Annotated in this window: 12 protein-coding genes and 1 pseudogene; 5 read left to right on the plus strand and 8 right to left on the minus strand. The window is 70.9% G+C overall.

Features of this window, described 5'->3' with window-relative positions; genetic code table 11:
- The first annotated feature begins 390 nt into the window (after positions 1-390).
- Both ACIGXJ_RS18205 and ACIGXJ_RS18210 read left to right on the plus strand, forming a co-directional pair.
- Positions 391-6,618: a DNRLRE domain-containing protein gene (locus ACIGXJ_RS18205; protein ID WP_399646144.1), complete on the plus strand. Its 6,228-nt coding sequence runs from the start codon at positions 391-393 to the stop codon at positions 6,616-6,618.
- A gap of 184 nt (positions 6,619-6,802) precedes the next feature.
- Positions 6,803-7,372: a hypothetical protein gene (locus ACIGXJ_RS18210; RefSeq protein WP_399646146.1), complete on the plus strand. Its 570-nt coding sequence runs from the start codon at positions 6,803-6,805 to the stop codon at positions 7,370-7,372.
- 16 nt (positions 7,373-7,388) lie between these two features.
- Here ACIGXJ_RS18210 and ACIGXJ_RS18215 read toward each other — a convergent pair whose 3' ends face one another.
- The 6 genes and pseudogenes from ACIGXJ_RS18215 to ACIGXJ_RS18240 form a co-directional block, all read right to left on the minus strand.
- Positions 7,389-9,293, minus strand: coding sequence for a protein-arginine deiminase domain-containing protein (locus ACIGXJ_RS18215; protein WP_399646149.1), 1,905 nt, complete (start codon positions 9,291-9,293; stop codon positions 7,389-7,391).
- Between the two features lie 114 nt (positions 9,294-9,407).
- On the minus strand, positions 9,408-9,620 hold the full coding sequence (locus tag ACIGXJ_RS18220; RefSeq protein WP_399646151.1) for a hypothetical protein: 213 nt from the start codon (positions 9,618-9,620) through the stop codon (positions 9,408-9,410).
- Between the two features lie 405 nt (positions 9,621-10,025).
- The gene (locus tag ACIGXJ_RS18225; protein WP_399646154.1) at positions 10,026-10,604 is read right to left on the minus strand and encodes a Type-2Aa cytolytic delta-endotoxin; all 579 of its coding nucleotides are present in this window, start codon (positions 10,602-10,604) and stop codon (positions 10,026-10,028) included.
- 260 nt (positions 10,605-10,864) lie between these two features.
- Positions 10,865-11,074, minus strand: a complete 210-nt coding sequence (locus ACIGXJ_RS18230) for a hypothetical protein (protein ID WP_399646157.1) — start codon at positions 11,072-11,074, stop codon at positions 10,865-10,867.
- 37 nt (positions 11,075-11,111) lie between these two features.
- A pseudogene (locus ACIGXJ_RS18235) lies at positions 11,112-11,506 on the minus strand (hypothetical protein); the annotation flags it as partial.
- Positions 11,507-11,530: 24 nt separating this feature from the next.
- Complete coding sequence (locus ACIGXJ_RS18240; RefSeq protein ID WP_399646160.1) at positions 11,531-13,522, minus strand: amino acid transporter; 1,992 nt, start codon at positions 13,520-13,522, stop codon at positions 11,531-11,533.
- Between the two features lie 490 nt (positions 13,523-14,012).
- Between ACIGXJ_RS18240 and ACIGXJ_RS18245 the strand changes: the two genes are divergently transcribed.
- The 3 genes from ACIGXJ_RS18245 to htpG all read left to right on the plus strand — a co-directional run bounded on the left by ACIGXJ_RS18245 (position 14,013) and on the right by htpG (position 16,817).
- Complete coding sequence (locus ACIGXJ_RS18245; protein ID WP_399646162.1) at positions 14,013-14,408, plus strand: VOC family protein; 396 nt, start codon at positions 14,013-14,015, stop codon at positions 14,406-14,408.
- A 178-nt stretch (positions 14,409-14,586) separates the two neighbouring features.
- Positions 14,587-14,811, plus strand: coding sequence for a hypothetical protein (locus tag ACIGXJ_RS18250; RefSeq protein ID WP_399646164.1), 225 nt, complete (start codon positions 14,587-14,589; stop codon positions 14,809-14,811).
- 107 nt (positions 14,812-14,918) lie between these two features.
- On the plus strand, positions 14,919-16,817 hold the full coding sequence (gene htpG, locus ACIGXJ_RS18255) for a molecular chaperone HtpG (RefSeq protein WP_399646166.1): 1,899 nt from the start codon (positions 14,919-14,921) through the stop codon (positions 16,815-16,817).
- A gap of 320 nt (positions 16,818-17,137) precedes the next feature.
- Here the strand turns inward: htpG and ACIGXJ_RS18260 are convergent, their stop codons facing one another.
- Positions 17,138-17,326, minus strand: coding sequence for a hypothetical protein (locus ACIGXJ_RS18260; protein WP_399646169.1), 189 nt, complete (start codon positions 17,324-17,326; stop codon positions 17,138-17,140).
- A gap of 337 nt (positions 17,327-17,663) precedes the next feature.
- Positions 17,664-18,353 carry a GAF and ANTAR domain-containing protein gene (locus ACIGXJ_RS18265; RefSeq protein ID WP_399646173.1) on the minus strand — a complete coding sequence of 230 codons (690 nt, stop codon included), beginning with the start codon at positions 18,351-18,353 and terminating at the stop codon, positions 17,664-17,666.
- Positions 18,354-18,455 lie beyond the last annotated feature (102 nt).

Below are 18,455 nucleotides of genomic sequence, written 5' to 3' on the forward strand. Positions count from 1 at the left end.
GGATGGACCCGGCGCCACGCCGTCACCGTAGCCCGCTGTCCCCCGATGGCCTGACAGGTCATGACGGTCGCCCTCGTGCTGTGTCGTCTGCGCTTTGGCGACATCCCCCCAGCGACCGCCGCGAAAGCCCCGCAATCGCCGCTGAAACGTGAGCTAAATCACTTCCGGAATTGAGAAGTCGAGCTCGGACTTGATCAACTAACGTTGTTTTTTAGCCTTTTTGACGCTCTGTAAGTTTCGCGAGAGCCGCAGTTTTGATCATGCGGCGTGTTGATTCACATCTTGAGAATCGGAAACTTCATGAGAAACCACTCGTTCGCGCCAAGATGGCGTGAACAGGCCTGGTGTGGAGGGCCCAGCCGGTATGTCGCCGGCGGCATAGCCCTGGTCATGGCCGTCACACTCCTGGACGGCGCCGGCGTCGCGCTGGCCGCCGGGCGCCAGGGGATCGAGTCCGCGCCGAAGCCGTCCGCGACGCAGGCGGCGGACATCCCGTCGGCCCGCATCGCCGCGCGGCTCACGGGCAAGCGGGTCGAGGCGCTGTCCGAGCGCACCGAGACCTCGACCACCTGGGCCAACGCGAACGGTTCGCTCACCACCGAGATCACGGCCGGTCCGATCCGTTTCAAGGACGGGGAAAGCGGCGACTGGCGCACCGTCGACCTGGACCTGGTCACCGACAGCTCGGGCGCCGTCGTACCCAAGGCCCACCCGCGCGGTCTGCGGATCTCCGGCAAAACCGGCACCCCCGCCCGCTCGCTCGAAGCGGCCCAGGGCGCCAAGGCCGTCGACCTGGTCACCCTCGGCGACGGCGACAACGGCATCACGCTCCAGTGGAAGGGCGGCCTGCCCGAGCCGAAGCTGGACGGCACCCGCGCCGAGTACACCGAGGCCGTGCCGGGCGCCGATGTCGTCGTCGAGGCGACGCGGACCGGCTTCGAGCAGTTCGTGGAGATCAAGAAGAGGCCGGCCCAGGACGGCTTCTCCTACACCCTCCCGCTCAAGGCCAAGGGCCTGCAGGCCAAGCTCCAGGCGGACGGCAGCGTGCTGTTCACCGGCCGGGACGGCAAGAAGAGCGCGGTGATGCCCGCCCCGGTGATGTGGGACTCCACCGTGGACCCCGTCTCCGGCGAGCACACCCGCCGGGTCGAGGTCGGTATGAAGGTGGTCCGCAAGGGCGGCACGATCGACCTGGTCGTCACCCCGGACGCGAAGTTCCTCGCCGACCCGAGGACGAAGTACCCGGTGACGGTGGACCCTTCGACGTCCGCGCTGTCCAACGTGTTCGACACGTACGTGCAGCAGGGTGAGACGGTCGACTGGTCCAACGACACCGAGCTGGACCTCGGCAACCCGGGTACGAAGAACGCCGACGGCACCTTCCGCACGGCGCGTTCCTTCATCTCCTGGAACACCTCGCCGATCTCCGACGCCCTGATCAACAGCGCGACCCTGTCGCTGTGGAACTTCCACTCCGGCAACTACACCGGCTCGTCCTGCCCGAACCAGCCGTGGGAGGTGTGGTCCACCGGGGCCGCGTCGACCTCCTCGCGGTGGACGGCCCAGCCGGCGTGGATCGCGTCGAAGGCCACTTCCTCGGAGACCCGGGGCAACGCCTCCTGCAGCACCCAGCCGGACGGCTGGATCAACGCGAACGTCACCACGCTGGTGCAGGAGTGGGCCTCCGCGAAGGCCGCCAGGTCCCACCTGGGCCTGCGCGCCTCCGACGAGAACGTCACCGGGCAGTGGAAGCGCGTCAACTCCGGCAACGCCGCGTCGAACCCGCCCAAGCTGACGGTGAACTACAACTACCGTCCGCGCACCGGCACCGACCAGCAGGCCGGCCCGCCGTTCTTCAAGGACGCCGGCGGCACCTGGTTCGTCAACACCACGACGCCGACCCTGCAGGACACCTTCGTCGACCCCAACAACGACAAGGTCGACGGCACCTTCCAGATCTTCGACAACGCCACCGGCACACAGGTCGGCGACGTCCTCGTCTCGCCCTTCGTCGCCTCCGGCCAGCCGGCCGCGGTGAAGGTGCCCGCGGGGCTGCTGACCAACGGCAAGACGTACAAGTTCCGCACGTCGCCGTACGACGGCCAGCACTACAACACCGGCTGGTCCGCCTACGCGTACTTCACCGTCGACACCGGCGCCCCCTCCGCGCCCACCGCGGTGACCTCCACCGACTACCCCAGCAGCGCCTGGGTCAAGGGCGTCGGCCAGAGCGGCGAGTTCACCGTCACCCCGCCGTCCGGTGACCAGAACGGCATCGAGTGGTCGCTGGACGGCGCGGTCTGGGAGAAGGTCCCGACCAGCGGTACCACCCCGGTGAAGATCACCCTGGCACCCGAGAAGGCCGGCACCAACGTCCTCCAGGTCCGTGCCACGGACAAGGCGGAGAACAAGTCCGACCCGGTCTCCTACACCTTCCACGTCGGCCCCGGCGGTGTGACGCTGCCCGACGACGGAACCCGCACCGCGGCCCGTGTGCCGCTGGCTGCGGAGGCCGAGGCGCCGAAGTTCGACGGCGTCACCTTCCAGTGGCGGCGCGGCGACGCCGACGCCTGGGCGAACCTCCCGGCCGGCGACGTGACCTCCGGCGGCAGCCCGGTGGCCTCCTGGCCGCTCGCGCTCTCCGCCGGCAAGACCCCGCAGCTCACCTGGAACGCGACCACGACCGTCGACCCCGAGGGCGTCGTCCAGCTCCGCGCGCAGTTCACCGGCCCCGCGGGCGCCACCGGCGCCTCCGACCCGGTCGACGTCGTCGTGGACCGCAACGCCGACGGAGCGGCGAGCGAGAGCATCGGCCCCGGCTCGGTCAACCTGCTGACCGGTGACTACACGCTCCCCGGCGGCGACGCCTCGTTCTTCGGCATGAGCGTCACCCGCAGCGCCTCCTCCCGTTCCCCGCAGGCCGGCGCCGCCAACGAGCAGGCCCCGATCTTCGGCAAGGAGTGGCTGTACAGCGCCGCGGCCGACCAGATCACCACCCCGTTCTCGTACCTGCACAAGACCTCGGCGACCTCGCTGAGCATCGGCCTCGCCGGTGACGACAGCGAGATGCACTTCACCGCCGACGCGGCGCAGACCGGGTGGATCGCGGAGCCCGGCTCCGAGGACTACACCCTCACCGGCGGCTTCGGCGGCGACTTCGTCCTGAGGAGCACCGAGGGCGGCACCACCACCTTCGTCCCCGTCGAGGCCGGCGGCAGCACCTGGCGGGCCGCGACGACCTGGGTCGAGGGCGTGGACAACTCCACGACCACCACGGTCTCGGAGAGCATCACGGCCGGCGAGACGAAGCTCGCCCGGCCCAAGAAGATCATCGCCGGCAACTCGGCGGTGTCCAACTCCTCCTGCGCCGCGGACTCCAGCCTCAAGGGCTGCCGCGTCCTGGAGTTCGTCTACGCGACCTCCACCACCGCCACGTCCTCGGCGTTCGGCGACGTGAAGGACCAGGTGTCCTCGATCAGGCTGTGGGCGACCGCCCCCGGCGGCTCGGCGTCCACCGCGACCACGGTCGCGCAGTACGCCTACGACACCGACGGCCGGCTCCGCGAGACCTGGGACCCGCGGATCTCCCCGGCGCTGAAGACCGCGTACGGCTACGACACGGCAGGGCGGGTCACCTCGCTCAAGCCCCCGGGCCAGCTGCCGTGGTCCTTCACCTACGGCCAGGCCGGCTCCAGCCCCGCGTCCGGCCCCGGCATGCTGCTCAAGGTCTCCCGCGCCACGCTCACCCCGGGCAGCGCCGACCAGACCAACGGCACCGCCACCACCAACGTCGTCTACGGAGTGCCGCTGACCGGCTCCGCGGCGCCGGAGAACCTGGGCGCCGCCGCCACGGCCTCGTGGGGCCAGTCGGACACGCCCACCGACGCCACGGCGGTCTTCCCGCCCGACCAGGTGCCCGCCTCCAACGACGGTTCCTCGCTCACCGCGGCCGACTACGGCCGGGCCGGCATCCACTACCTGGACGCCAGCGGCCGCGCGGTGAACAAGGCCGAGCCGGGCCACCGTCTGTCGGTCACCGAGTACGACCGCTTCGGCAACGTGGTCCGCACCCTGTCCGCGGCCAACCGCGAGCTCGCCCTCGGCGCCACGACCGCGCTCAAGGACAGGCTGACGGAACTGGGCATCGGCTCCCTGGCCTCCGCCGAGCGTGCCCAACTGCTGTCGGACGTCTCGGTGTTCGACGCGAGTGGCGAGCGCGAGACCGACACCTACGGGCCGCTGCACCGCGTCACCCTGGCGGCGAACCTTACCAGCGGAACCACCACGCTGGCCGCCGCAGGAACCCAGCTGATGGCACGTCGGCACACCGTGCGGGAGTACGATTCGGGACGTCCCACCGACGGCACCGCCGTCGTCCGTGACCAGGTCACCAAGGTCACGGTGGGCGCCCAGCCCCGGTCCTGGCCCACCCTGACGGCGGACCCGCGGGTCACCACGACCGCCTACGACTGGGTCAAGGGCCAGCCGACCAGCTCCACCGTCGACCCGGGCGGCCTGGCGATCACCACGACCACCGGCTACGACGCCCAGGGCCGGGTGATCCGCGAGTCGCAGCCCGCGTCCACCGGCTCCGACGCCGGCACCACGGTCGTCACCTACTACACCGCGGACGGCACCGGCACCTGCGGCGGCAGGCCGGAGTGGGCGGACCAGATCTGCCGCCTCGCCCCGGCAGCCGACATCACCGGCGGCGGCTCCAACCCGGCGCAACTGCCCACCAAGGTCCTGGAGTACGGGCAGTTCGGCCAGGCCACCAAGATCATCGAGACGGCCAACGGGGTCACCCGCACCACCACGACGGGCTACGACGCCGCGGGCCGGGTCACCACCCTGACCATCTCGGGCGGAGTCGGCGCGGCCGTCCCCGTGAGCACCACGGCCTTCGACGCCGCGACCGGCCTGCCGGTCAGCAACACGTCGCCGACCGGCGGCACCATCAGCAGGACCTACGACCAGCTCGGCCGCCAGCTGACGTACACCGACGCGGACGGAGGCGTCACCACCACCAAGTACGACGCGCTCGACCGGCCGACGACCGTCACCGACACCGTGCCGTCGACCACCACCTACACCTACGACACCGCCGTCGACCCGCGCGGCCTGCTCACCTCGATGACGGACTCCGTGGCCGGCACGTTCACCGCCCGCTACGACGAGGACGGCCAACTGGTCACCCAGGGCCTGCCCGGCGGCTACACCACCAAGGACGTCATCGACCCCGCGGGCACCACCACCGCCCGCACGGTCACCCGCGACAGCGACAACTCCGTGGTGATCGCCGACAGCGTCACCGAGACGGTGCACGGCCAGACGGCCACCCACGCCGGAACCCCCGGCGTCACCGCCTCCCAGGCCTACACCTACGACAAGGCCGGCCGGCTGACCCAGGCGCAGGACACCGCCACCGACGCGGTCTGCACCACCCGCGCCTACACCTTCGACAAGAACTCCAACCGCAAGACGCTCGCCACGGCCACCGCCGCGGTCAACGCCGACTGCACCCTCACCGGCGCCACCACCACGTCGTACACCTACGACACCGGCGACCGGCTGATCGCCACCGGCTACGTCTACGACGCGTTCGGCCGCACCACCGCCAAGCCGGGCACCACGCTGGCGTACCACGTCAACGACCTGGTGCAGCAGCAGACGGCGGGCACCGAACGGCAGACCTGGACGCTGGACGCGGCCCTGCGCTACCGGTCCTGGACGACGGAGGCCAACACCTCCGGCACCTGGGCCCAGACCGCCTCGCGCCTGAACCACTACGACTCCGACGGGGACAGCCCCCGCTGGATCGTGGAGAGCACGAGCGGCGGCGCGGTCACCCGCAACGTCCTCGGCCCGGACGGCAACCTGGCCGCGACCACCGCCAAGACCGGCGGCACGGTCCTCCAACTGGCCGATCTGCACGGCGACATCACCCTGCAGCTGCCGGCCGACACGGCGGTCGCCCCGACCGTGCTGGACGCCGACGAGTTCGGCAACCCCCGGCCGGGACAGGCGGAGACCCGCTACGACTGGCTCGGCGCGCACCAGCGCTCGTCGGAGACCGTCACCGGGCTCAAGCTCATGGGCGCCCGCCTGTACGACCCGGCCATCGGACGCTTCCTGTCCCTCGACCCGGTCCGCGGCGGCAGCGCCAACGCCTACGACTACGCCAACGCCGACCCGGTCAACCAGTTCGACCTGGACGGCCGTGTCTCGGCCTGGCGCAAGAAGTACGAGGAAGCCAAGGCCTGCAGGAGCCTGGGAGCCGGCGGCTGCGCCTTCGCGACGATGCTGTCCGGAGTCCTGCTGTGGAAGCTCCCCGGAAGCAAGTCCCGCAACAACGCCCTGCGGCACTTCATCTGGATGGCGGCGCTGACCTACTTCTTCGGCTGGCGTGCCGCCAAGCGGCTCGGTGACGCCCACGAGTACGGGCAGACGAGCCGCGACTCACGGAAGGACCAGTACAACAACCGGGTGGCGCGCAACTTCGTCGCCAGCAGCTACAACCGCTCCTGGATGCGCTACTACGCCAACCGCGGCTATCTGTTCCAGTACCTGTACCGTGCCGGCAGCTGGCTCTACAGCAACGGATACCTGGCCAGGTGATCCCTGACCTGCCGTGGGGCGCCCGCGTCCCGTGACAGGTCGAGCCGGCAACCGTGTGCCGGGGCCGGTCCCCTCGTGGGGCCGGTCCCGGCACCGCCGTACTCTCTGCTCTCTCTTCTCGCTCAGCCCGTTCTTCCCACCAGACGGTGAACCCCCCACCCCGCCCCGACCCTCGGGAGACCCCATGCCGCCCCGGACGCACCCCACCCGGCCGCTCGCCCTGCCCGGCGCGCTGCTCCTGGCCACCGCCCTGCTCGCGGCCGGCCTGACCGGCTGCTCCGCGCTGTCCCCGTTCAACTCCTGTGACGACACGGCCGCACGGGTGAAGGAGCTGCGCTCCCAGCCGATCCTGCGCTCCGCCCCGGAAGGGGCGACCGTACCGAAGGACCTGGCCGCGGTGGACGCGGGCTGCGTCGACGACAGCGGCGACGCCTGGCTGTACGCCGACCGCGTGTACGCCTTCCCCGGCCCCCGGCAGAAGGTCGTGGACTTCTACCGGACGACCGCCGAGGCGGACGGCTGGGACCTGCAGACCGCCCCTGCGGACCAGAGCGCCCCCGAGACGACGGCCGGGCTGTGCTTCACCAAGGGCGGCGACGGCGACGCCCTGCTGCTGACCGTGCAGTTCACCACGGCCCGCCAGCTGGAGATCGAGCACGGCTACGAGGCCGGGCCCGAGTTCGACTCGGGCTCCGGATTCGAGATAGAGGTCGGCTCCGAGACGGACGGGGCGAAGACCGGCTGCTTCGACTGACGACCGCGCGGACCGGTCAGACCCCCCACCAGGGCGCCGAGGTGTCCCGCAGGGTGTTGGTGCCGCAGTGCACCTCGCCCATGCCGAGGTGGTACGTGTACCAGTCGTCGATGTAGGACACCTTCATCCCCGCGTCGTTGTACGCCTTGCTCACCGCCGCGGTGAAGATGTCCTTGCCGCCGACGACCGGGCCCCACTGACGCGGGGCGAGGTAGCGGTCGCGGGCCAGCAGGATGCCGTTGACCGCCCCGGGCACGTAGGCGCTGGTCTGGACGGTCGGGGCGGCGGCCGCGCCGTCGCGGGCGAGCAGCCGCTGCTGGCCGTGCTCCTCGACGGCGCCGACGGCGCCGACGGTGCCGCCGATGCGCTGGAGCAGGGGCATCCGGGTGCCGGTGACCGTGGTGTCGATACCACGGGTGTACAGGGCGGGCACGCGCACGATCTCGGCGTCGGTGACGCCGGTCTCCCGCTTGAGGATGTCGAGGTTCGCCTCGATCCGGGCGGCCGCCAGGCTGTTGTCGGCGAGCAGCTTCCGGGACGCGAGGGCCTGGGCGATGGTCTCCTGCGGCCCCACCATGCCGTCGAAGGGCTTCACCGAGAACATCCTGGTCCCGCCGTGCCCCTCCCGCGCGGCCTTGCGCAGCAGGTCCAGCCCGGCCTTCGGGTCGGCGACGCCGATGCGCCAGCCGCGCGGGGTGTCGGCGGGCAGGAACTGCACGAACTCGTCGACGTGCCCGACGTGCAGCCAGGACGTGTCCAGCAGCAGCGGGTTCTGCATCCCCTGGGACCTGAGCAGCGTACGGATCTCACTCGACGGCCGGACGCCGCTGCCGTCCCTGCGCTCGCCCATGATGATCCGCCCGGCCGGGTAGGAGCGGCCGTTGTGCGTGTACGGCGGGACGGTCTCCAGGTTGCCGTAGGAGTTCAGCGTCTCCCAGCCCTGCATGTCCCGGCCCCGCGCCTGCACCACGCCGATGCCGGGGCCGCGCAGCCTGGCGTACAGCTCCCGCCCGGCGGGACGGTCCTGCGCCGAGCGCAGCATGACCCGTATCGCCTGCTGCCGGCCGTCCGGCCCGGTCATGCTCACATACGCGGGCTCCACGAAGTCCTGCGCCCAGATGTCGCCGTACGACGTGAACTTGACCACCGACGCGGTGACCCCGGCGTCCTGGGCCCGCTGCTGAAGGGTCCTGACGAAGCTCTGCTGGCGGCGCGCCCAGGGGTCGTCGCCCTTCACCTCGGTGACCAGGACCCGCTGGGTGTTCTGCAGGTTGTGGTGGGTGAGCAGCGGGGCGGCGCGCAGCGTCACGTCGTCGCTCGCGGTGCCGGCCGCGGAGGTCACCGTCAGCCGGACGACCGCGCGCCCGTCCCAGACGCGGCTGTCGCGGATCACGTCCCGGCCCTCGACGCCGAACTCCACGCCGGCGCGCAGCTCGTCGGCGGTCAGCCGGGTCTGCGAGGTGACGAGCGTCCAGGCGCCGGCCCGCTTGACGAACACCCGCACCTGAGCGGCGCCGGCCGTCACCTGGACGCGCCCGGTCGCGTCGTCGGGCAGGTCCACCGCCGGCACCGAGCGCACCCGTGCCAGGTCCGCGGCGTCCGCGGTGCCGTTGACCCGGGTGTCGGCGGCGTCGTTGCAGCGGGCGAGCACGGCGTCGGAGGCACCGGGACGGAGGGCGGCCCGGCAGCGCCGGGCGTCGTCGTCGATGTTGGGCAGGAAGAGCGCCCCGCGCGCGACGGACCAGGTGTCCTCCCCGTCCTGGTCCGCGGTGCCGGTCACCTCGACGGTTCCGTTCCGGTCGGTGTCGGCCCGCAGGTCGACCCGGAGGGGCTCGGCGGCCCGGGCCAGGGCGGGCGGCGCCAGCACCGCTCCCGCCGCGGTGAGGGCGAGGACCACTCGTCCGGCATGTCTGTTGCGCACCTGTCGCGTCCTTTCGTTCCACGATTGCCACCGGGGAAGAGGGGCGGGACGCGCGAGGCGTTGAGTCGGAAACGCGCCAAATGGCCTGACGTTGTGTCAGGCGGCCTGAGTGCCTCACTCCCGATGCCGAAAGGACTCGAGCGAGTGGGGCGGCTTCTCGAGCGCCTTCTCGACCGCGCGCTGCGAGGACGGCTGCCCCCTCTTGCGCCTGCGCTCGCCGGCCCGGCCCTTCAGTGCGCGCATCTCGTCGTACAGCCTGCGGGCGTCCCCTGTGACGATGGCGTCCTCCTGGCGTCGCCCGGCCGTGTCCGTGCCCGGTGCGGGCACCGCGGGCAGGCTTCCGACCGGGAGTTGAGGGCGACTTTGCCGCGTGTGCCCGCACTTCCGGACGAGTGGCCCGACTGCTGAAGGCTCTTGCTCGTGCGCCCCGGCAAAGGGCCGGGCACGTCAGGGAGTTGTTGATGATGAAGGGCAGGAACAGCACCGGTCGGCGGCTCGTTCGTGCCGCGATGTCCAGCACCGTACGCGGCTTCGCCTCGGCGGGGGGAGCGGCGCTGTCGGCCTTGCTCACCTTGTGGATCCGGAGCCGCTGAACAGGGGTACGGGCCTGTGCGGCGGCGGCCCGGGACGGCGGGCCGCGACGGCTGGTGAGGGCCTCCGTAAGGATTGCCGTACGGCGAACGCGGGACGGCCCTGGCGGAGGCGGCGGAAACGGCGGGCGGTGCCCGGGTGTCAGGCGCCGTTCGCGAGCTTCTGGCGCATGACGATCGCGTTGAGCCGGACCGCGAACGGTGCCGTGTCGGTGAGGCCCAGGGTCCCCACGCGGGCCTTGTCGAAGCCGACGGTGACGTCGGTGCAGAAGGCGACGGCGTACAGGTGGGCGCCCGTCTCCTCGTCCTGGAGGGCGAAGAACAGGTCGCGGTAGTAGCTGGTCCCGTCCGGCCCCTCCTCGTAGAAGGCCAGGCCGGCCTCGCCCTCCTGCTCGGCGAGGCCGGTGAAGGCGTCGACGAGGTCGTTCTCGATGGTCTCCCAGAACGACGCCTGGGCCGTCTCGGGCGGGAGCGCCTGACGGACCGCCTCCTTGAGGGACAGCACCATGACGAGGATCGGCGCCTCCTCCTGGAGCCCCCAGCCGCGGACCATCCTGACGATGTCGCTGTCGGGAAGCGCGGCGGCGGCATCGCGGATGTGGCCGAAGTCGTAGTCGACGGTGGCGGGCGCGATCGCCTCCTGGAAGGCGCGCTGCAGCGCCTCCGCTTGGGCGAGGTGAGCCTCTCCCACCCGGGTGAGCGTCCTGAAACTGGCTGCCAATTCCCACTCCTTCAACAATTTGTTGCAGCGGTGAGGCGTCAGTATGCCGTACCGGTGGGAGGGGCGCGCGTCGGGCCAGGTGGCCGAGATGCCGCCGGCACAGGCGGACCCGAGGCCGCGGGCGGGGCGCCTGGCCGTCCTGTCGGACGCGGGGGAGTGGGGTCGCGGTGAGCGCGGACGACCGGGGCGCCCTGCTCGGCATCCCGTACGGCGAGTGGGTGGGCGTCGTGCGGCCGTTGCCCCTGTGGTTTCTTCGTCCGTCAGGAGCGGACGTGCGTGCGGGCCTCCTCGACCGACTTCAAGACGGCCTCGGCGCCACAGCCCTCGGCGACCGACTGGGCCTCGTCGAGGTACCGCAGCGCAGCCGACGGGTCGCCGGTCTCGGCGGTGAGGTAGGCCAGTGCCACGAGTCCGGCCGCCTCGCCGGGCCGGAAGCCGATCTCGCGGCGCAGCCTCACCGGCTCGGTCAAGCGCTCGCGGGCCTGCTCGAAGTCGCCCGCGTCCCTGTCGGCGAAGCCGGGGGGCGTATCGCAATGTCCTCGGACCGGTCCAGCGCAGCGGTGTCCCCGCCGAACATCGCCGCTTCCGGGCGATGCCCCCGTCGAGCCGGTCGAGGACGACCCGGGCACGGGCGAGGGCATAAAGTTCCCGGTCAGGTGTCCCTGCTCCGCGGCACTCGGTGAGAGTGACGACGACCAGGTCGAGCTCGGCGCTGCGGTAGCCCGCGAACCGGGTCGGCTCGGTCCTGGCGCCGTCTGCGACGACCACGTACAGGTCAGGGTCGGACTGCGGCGTGACCATGCCGTCATGGGCGCGGGACCCCTTGAGGACGAGGCCGACGACGGCAGGGTCGGCGTGGGCGAGCGCGCGTGGGCGAGCGCGACGAGCGCGTCGTAGGCCAGCGGCTGTCCGTCCCCGTCACGGTGTCAGCCGCCGACGTGGATGCCGGGCCGACGGTCGGGATCGGGCTCGTGACGGCGGATGATCTCCCGGGTCACCGGTGCGGTGTCGCCGCGGCCCAGCAGGAAGTAGCGGAACATGTGCTTCAGCGGGCCGCCTTCGGCCCAGGCGAAGTAGCAGTGCGGCCGTCGGCCCGTGGTGTCCCGCAGGACGAGCAGGATCGCCGCGATGGCATTGGGGGCGGCCGGGGCATCGGCACGCAGGACGCGGTGACCGTCGACCTCGACCCCTCGTACGGTGAGGGTGTCGCTGAAGTCCGAGGGGTCGACGACGTCGATCTCCAGGAACAGCACGTCCGCGGGGGCCGGCACCGGGTTGGTGCCGCGCTGCTCCCGCTCCTTGGCGCTGTACTCCGCCCGGTCGCCCGCCTGGCGGCGGTTGGCGATGATGTTGATGGCGTCGTCGTGCCTGAGGGTGTCGGTGATGAACCGGCGGGCCTCGGAGTCGAACACGATCCGGTCCGCGCGCAGTTCGGTGGTGCGGGAGATCCGGGAGACCAGCGACACGACGACGATGCCGAGGATGAAGGCACCGGAGATGGCGATGCCGTCGGGCTTGTCGACGATGTTGTACACCAGGGCGTACAACAGCACGGCGGTGAGCAGTCCGAACCCGACCGCGCTCGCACGACGGCGCCCGCGGGCGACGGAGACGGTGACGGCGAAGGCGCCGGACACCATCATGGCCAGGATTCCGGTGGCGTAGGCGCCGGCCTGCGCCTCGACGTCGGCGTCGAAGACGAAGGTGATCAGGACCGAGACGGCGGTGTAGACGAGCACCACGGGACGGACGGCGCGCCCCCACTCCGGGGCCATGCCGTAGTCGGGCAGGTAGCGCGGCACGATGTTGATCAGCCCGGCCATGGCGGAGGCACCCGCGAACCAGAGGATGAGGATGGTGCTGATGTCGTAGACCGTGCCGAAGGTCTGGCCGACGTGTTCGTGGGCCAGCCACGCCAGCGCACGGCCGTTGGCCGCCCCGCCCGGCTCGAACTCGCGCTGCGGGATCAGGACGGTGGTGACGAAGCTCGCCGACAGCAGGTAGACGCTCATGACGAGCGCCGCAGTGGTCAGCAGCCGACGCGTGTTGCGGATCCGCGAGCGCAGGCGCTGCTCGTCGTCGTCGCCCCGGGCGGCCACCAGCGGCATCATGCTGACCCCGGTCTCGAAGCCCGACAGTCCCAGCACCAGCAACGGGAAAGCCATGAGCGCCGGCCCCAGCAGGTCTCCCACGCCGGTCCCACCGCCGACCAGCGCGTCGGTCCAGTCCGACCACGCACCCGGGGTGGTGAACACATGGGCGAGGCCCACACCGATGACGACCGCGTTGAGGACGAGGAAGACCCCGACCAGCGGGATGGCGATACCGACCGCCTCACTGAACCCGAGCAGGAACACACCGCCCAGCACCAGCAGCAGCGCCACCGTCAGCGCGACCTCGTGCCCGTGCAGGGCGGCGGGGAAGAACGGGTTCTCCATCACGTGCACGGACGCGTCCGCCGTCGACAGGGTGATCGTGACGATCCACGACGTCACCACGAACCCGAGCAGGACCAGGACGAAGAGCTTGCCCCACCAGAACGGCAGCAGATCCTCCAGCATCGCCACCGACCCGGCCCCGTGCGGGCTCTCCCGCGCGACCCGCCGGTACATCGGCAGCATCCCGAGCAGCGTCAGCGCCACGATCAGGAGCGTGGCCAGCGGGGAGACCGCCCCCGCGGCGAGTGCCGCGATCGCCGGTACGTAGGCCAGGCTGGAGAAGTAGTCCACGCCGGTCAGGCACATCACCTTCCACCAGGCCTGCGGCTCGGTGTGTCCCTCGCCGGCCGCCGGTCCGACCGGCTGCACCCGGTGGCGCAGCAACCACCGCGCCACCTTGCCGGCCGGCTGCCGCCGCAGCGCCGGACTGGGCACCTCTTCCGGCACAGCCATCCCGTCGCCGTCTCCCATGTCCCCCATCAGCCCTCTCCGCTCGTGCGTCACGTCTACGTAGGGGGCGTGTGCCCGCTCGTCGCGCGACGATCACCGAGTATGCGGCCGGCCGACTTCTGGACCGACACCGGTCCTGCCACCTGTACGGTCGACGCATGGATGCCGTCGCCCGGCCTGCTCTGACGAGATCGAAGAGCGCTTCGCGGCACTCGTCGCGGGCCGGCTGTCCCGGGACGAGGCCGACCGCTGGGCAGCCGGGTGGCTGACGCGGGACGGGACCGACTGGGACGACCTGTCCTGGTGGGCGCTGAACCTCCTCCACGGGATCGACCTTCCGGCGGGAGGCAACGGCGGCTACCCGCACGACGACGAGCAGGTACGGCAATGGCTCGCGGAGCTGAGGAGACGCCGCGTCCCCTGACCTCGCCGTGGCGCCCGGGCCGGGCACCTCGTGCCGATGAGTTCACCGTCGTCGAACGGTCTACCAGCGACACGAACCGTTCTCGACAGGAGTGCCATGTCCGTCATCCAGCCAGTGATCCTGACCGCCCGCCCGGACGTCCTGCTCGGCTTCTACACGAAACTGTTCGGCGCTGAGGAGTTCTTCCGGGTACCGGAGGAAGGACCGGCCTTCTATCTGGGCCTGCGCGTCGGCGACACCGACCTCGGGCTGGTGGCCAAGGAGGAACCCGGGACGGAGGCGGCCCCACGGATCCTGCTCAGCATCGGTGTCGACGACGTCGACGACACGCTCGGCCGGGTGGAGGCGCTGGGCGGCTCGGTCGGCAGCGGCCCCAAGGACATGCCTTGGGGACAGCGCGTCGCCCACATCAAGGACCCGGACGGCAACCCGGTGAACCTCACCCAGCCGATCCCGGCCCGCCGACGCCGCGGGGGGGCTGCCCCGGGCTGACCACAAGACGAGTGGTAGGCGGTCAGCGGTTTCACGTGCCGGATCAGGGCGTGACGTCGATGGAGAAGACGACGCGGTCGCCCGTGGCGGTGTCGATTCTCTCGTTGAGGCCCCACAGGCGGCCCCACTGCGGAGCCCAGGGTCCCGGAGCGGTCGAGGCTGAGGGAGCTCCTGACCGTTGGCCACGAAGAGCCGGTTGCCGTACCAGACCATGCCGTCGGCGTGGACGTCCGGAGTGGCGACGAACGAACCGGCGGAGGTCGGAGTGACCAGCAGGACATGGCCGTACGTGACGTTCGTGTTGTCGCCGGCTCAGCTCCTCGCCGTCGCTCGGCGGGAGCTCGTGACACCCGTGGACCGTGTGCCGGCCGTACGGACCCTCGGCGTCGACGCGGACTTCTGAGGCGGCCTCGCACTCGTCGTGCCCGTGTGTCACGCCGGGGTGACAGGCTGTTCTACAGTGAACACATCAGTTCAGGCGACCGTGACCCAGTGAGGTACTCGCGAACCATGCCGACCGAAACCCTTGAGTTCCAGGTCGAGGCCCGTCAGTTGCTCCAACTGATGATCCACTCGGTGTACTCGAACAAGGACGTCTTCCTGCGGGAGCTCGTCTCCAACGCCTCCGACGCGCTCGACAAGCTGCGTCTCGCCTCCTTGCGCGACGACGGCCTCGACGTCGACGTGTCCGACCTGCACATCGAGATCGAGGCCGACAAGGACGCCCGGACCCTCACCGTCCGGGACAACGGCATCGGAATGTCGTACGACGAGGTCACCCGGCTCATCGGCACCATCGCCAACTCCGGCACGGCCAAGTTCCTCCAGGAGCTGCGCGAGGCGAAGGACGCGGCGAGCGCCGACGGGCTCATCGGCCAGTTCGGCGTCGGCTTCTACTCCGGCTTCATGGTCGCCGACGAGGTCACCCTGGTGACCCGCCGCGCCGGCGAGAAGCAGGGCACCCGCTGGACGTCCCGCGGCGAGGGCACGTACACCCTGGAGACGGTCGACGAGGCGCCGCAGGGCACCGCCGTCACCCTGCACCTCAAGCCCGCCGACCCCGAGAACCAGCTGCACGACTACACCTCCCCGTGGAAGATCAGGGAGATCGTCAAGCGCTACTCGGACTTCATCACCTGGCCCGTCCGGCTCGTCCCCGGCAAGGGCGACGACGGCGAGCAGCGCGAGCCCGAGACGCTGAACTCGATGAAGGCGCTGTGGGCCCGCCCCCGCGACGAGGTCTCCGACGACGAGTACCACGAGCTGTACAAGCACCTCAGCCACGACTGGCGTGACCCGCTGGAGACCGTCCGCCTCCAGGCCGAGGGCACCTTCGAGTACCAGGCCCTGCTGTTCGTCCCGTCCCACGCCCCGCACGACCTGTTCACGCAGGGTTACCAGCGCGGCCTGCAGCTCTACGTCAAGCGCGTGTTCATCATGGACGACTGCGAGGAACTGCTCCCGCCCTACCTCCGCTTCGTCAAGGGCGTCGTCGACGCGCAGGACCTCTCCCTCAACGTCTCGCGCGAGATCCTGCAGCAGGACCGCCACATCCGCATGATGCGCAGCCGCCTGACGAAGAAGCTGCTCTCCACGGTCAAGGACCTGATGGCCTCCGACCAGGACAAGTACCGCACGTTCTGGCGGGAGTTCGGCACCGTCCTCAAGGAGGGCCTGGTCACCGACCCGGACAACCGCGACGCCATCCTCGCCGTGTCCTCCTTCGCCGGCACGCACGACGCGGAGGAGCCGACCACGCTCGCGGCGTACGTGGAGCGGATGAAGGAAGGCCAGAACGAGATCTACTACCTGACCGGCGACTCCCGGCAGAGCATCGAGAACTCCCCCCACATGGAGGCCTTCCGCGCCAAGGGCATCGAGGTCCTGCTGCTCACGGACCCCGTCGACGAGGTGTGGGTGGACGTTGTCGGCGAGTTCGAGGGCAAGAAGCTCCGCTCCATCGCCAAGGGTGAGGTCGACCTCGGCGCCGGGGAGAACGCCGACGGGGACACCGAGAAGGACAAGAGCGGCGAGGAGTACGCCGGACTGCTCGGCTGGATGACCGAGCGGCTCGGCGACGACGTCAAGGAGGTCCGCCTCTCCTCCCGCCTCACCGTCTCGCCGGCATGCATCGTCTCCGACGCCGACGACCTGACCCCGGCGCTGGAGAACATGTACCGCGCGATGGGCCAGGAGGTGCCGGCCACCAAGCGGATCCTCGAACTCAACCCTGAGCACCAGCTGGTGAAGGCCCTCAACCAGGCCTACACGGAGAACGGGGACCGCGGCGAACTCGCCGAAACCGCCGAGCTGCTGCACGCCCTCGCGGTACTCGCCGAGGGCGGCCGGCCGAAGGAACCGGCCCGTTTCGTGCAGCTGGTCACCGAGCGGCTGGCCCGCACCCTGTAACGCCGGGCACTCCGGCTCCCGGGCCGCCCGCGAGGACTGCGCGGGCGGCCCGGGACGGGCTACGACGGCGCCGACCGTCTGCATGAACGCGAACGGGTGGCTGACGTCGGCCTGGGCGGTACAGGGAGAGCAGGACCCGGCCGGTGTCTCCCTCGGGGCAGCGAGCTGCCGGTGCACGACCCGGCCGGCGCCGGAGGCCTCCAGCCGGGACCGGATCTCGTCGGTTGTCCCCTGCACCCGCTCGGGGCCCAGCGCGTCGACATCGAGGCCGGGTTTCCCTTCGTTGCCATCGGGGCCGATCTTCGCGCTGCCGAACACGCCTACCGGCTGCTTCCGCCGATACGCCCGCTCAGGGAGCCGCCGACGGGTCCTGCCCTGCCCTCCAGGGGCACTCCGGACGTCTCGCCCGGATCGAGGCCCAGGGACGCGCCGCCGGGCCGGTACCGGGTGGCCGCGAAGATCGCGGCGTACGTGCGGGAGCGCGCCGTCCCTGCGTCATGGCTGGTCACAGGGGTGGCCGTGCAGGCCGGCCACACTCCCGTCCCTCATCTTCTCGGCCGGGCCGAACCGGATGAACAGGTGACCGCTGGTCTCGCGGCCGTGGCACTCGGCCGGCGCCCGCGGTACCGGCAAGCGCTGCCCGATCATGTCGTGGCGGGCCGCTGAGGGCGGGGCCGGCGAAGTTTTCGGCACTCGGTGTGACCCGTGGCGCGTGAAGGGAATGGGAGCCCCGGCTCGGGGGACTTGGAGCACAGACCGAGAGACCGGCATTCCCATGGGGCCGGTCCGGTTCAGGTTCCTCTGGTTCAGACAGCGTGCCAGGGGAGCCGTTCGTCAGGGGGAGAGTCAGTCCAGCCGGCCGTATTCGCAGACGCGGCGGGCGACCTCGCGGAGCTTGATGTTGTTCTCCTGGGAGTACCGGCGCAGCACGTCGAACGCCTGTTCCTCGGTGAGCCGGCGGGCGCCCATGATGATGCCCATGGCCTCGCCGATGACATGCCGCGTGGAGACGGCCTGTTCCAGCTGGGCGTGGGTCCGGGCGCTGGCCAGGGCGACCGCGGCATGGGAGGCGAGCAGCCAGCCCGCGGTCTCGCTGATGTCGGTGAACGCGCCGGTCTTGCGGGAGTACAGGTTCAGCGCGCCCAGCTCCTCGTCCTCGGTGTACAGCAGGAACCCCATCATGCTGCCGACGCCGAGTTCGTAGGCCTGCGGGGCGTAGGCGGGCCAGCGCTGCCTGTTGCCGGTGAGGTCGGCGATGCGGAAGACGCGCTCTCCCACCGAGCTGCGGGCGGCGTCGAAGCACGGTCCCTCGCCCAGGCTCTCCTGGAGCCGGTCGCTGTCGACGACCAGTTGCTCGGTGGGGGCGAGACTCTCGACGTGGTGGTCGTGCAGCACGAGGATTCCTGCCGCGTCGCAGCCCTCCACCAGCTCGGTCGCGGACGCGGTGATCCGCTCCAGGGTGGCGTCCACGGAGTCCTGTGCGAGAAGATCGCGCGCCATCGAAGCCATCTGCTGCGCGAACAGGGACCAGTCCACTTGTCCTCCATCGCTGCGCTGCGCGGACAGATCTCGCATCCAGCATTTCACGCCGGCTGCCGGCCGCCATTCCGAGCGGCTCCGATCCGATTCTCCCGTGGG

It is taken from the genome of Streptomyces sp. NPDC053367, from assembly GCF_044545925.1.
In the GTDB taxonomy this organism is placed as follows: Bacteria; Actinomycetota; Actinomycetes; order Streptomycetales; family Streptomycetaceae; genus Streptomyces.

Excerpts from the sequence above, each read along its gene's own strand:
- ACIGXJ_RS18205 (WP_399646144.1), top strand. The coding sequence starts at position 391 with ATGGCCGTCACACTCCTGGACGGCGCCGGCGTCGCGCTGGCCGCCGGG.
- ACIGXJ_RS18210 (WP_399646146.1), top strand. The coding sequence starts at position 6,803 with ATGCCGCCCCGGACGCACCCCACCCGGCCGCTCGCCCTGCCCGGCGCG.
- ACIGXJ_RS18240 (WP_399646160.1), bottom strand. The coding sequence starts at position 13,522 with ATGGGGGACATGGGAGACGGCGACGGGATGGCTGTGCCGGAAGAGGTG.
- ACIGXJ_RS18245 (WP_399646162.1), top strand. The coding sequence starts at position 14,013 with ATGTCCGTCATCCAGCCAGTGATCCTGACCGCCCGCCCGGACGTCCTG.
- htpG (WP_399646166.1), top strand. The coding sequence starts at position 14,919 with ATGCCGACCGAAACCCTTGAGTTCCAGGTCGAGGCCCGTCAGTTGCTC.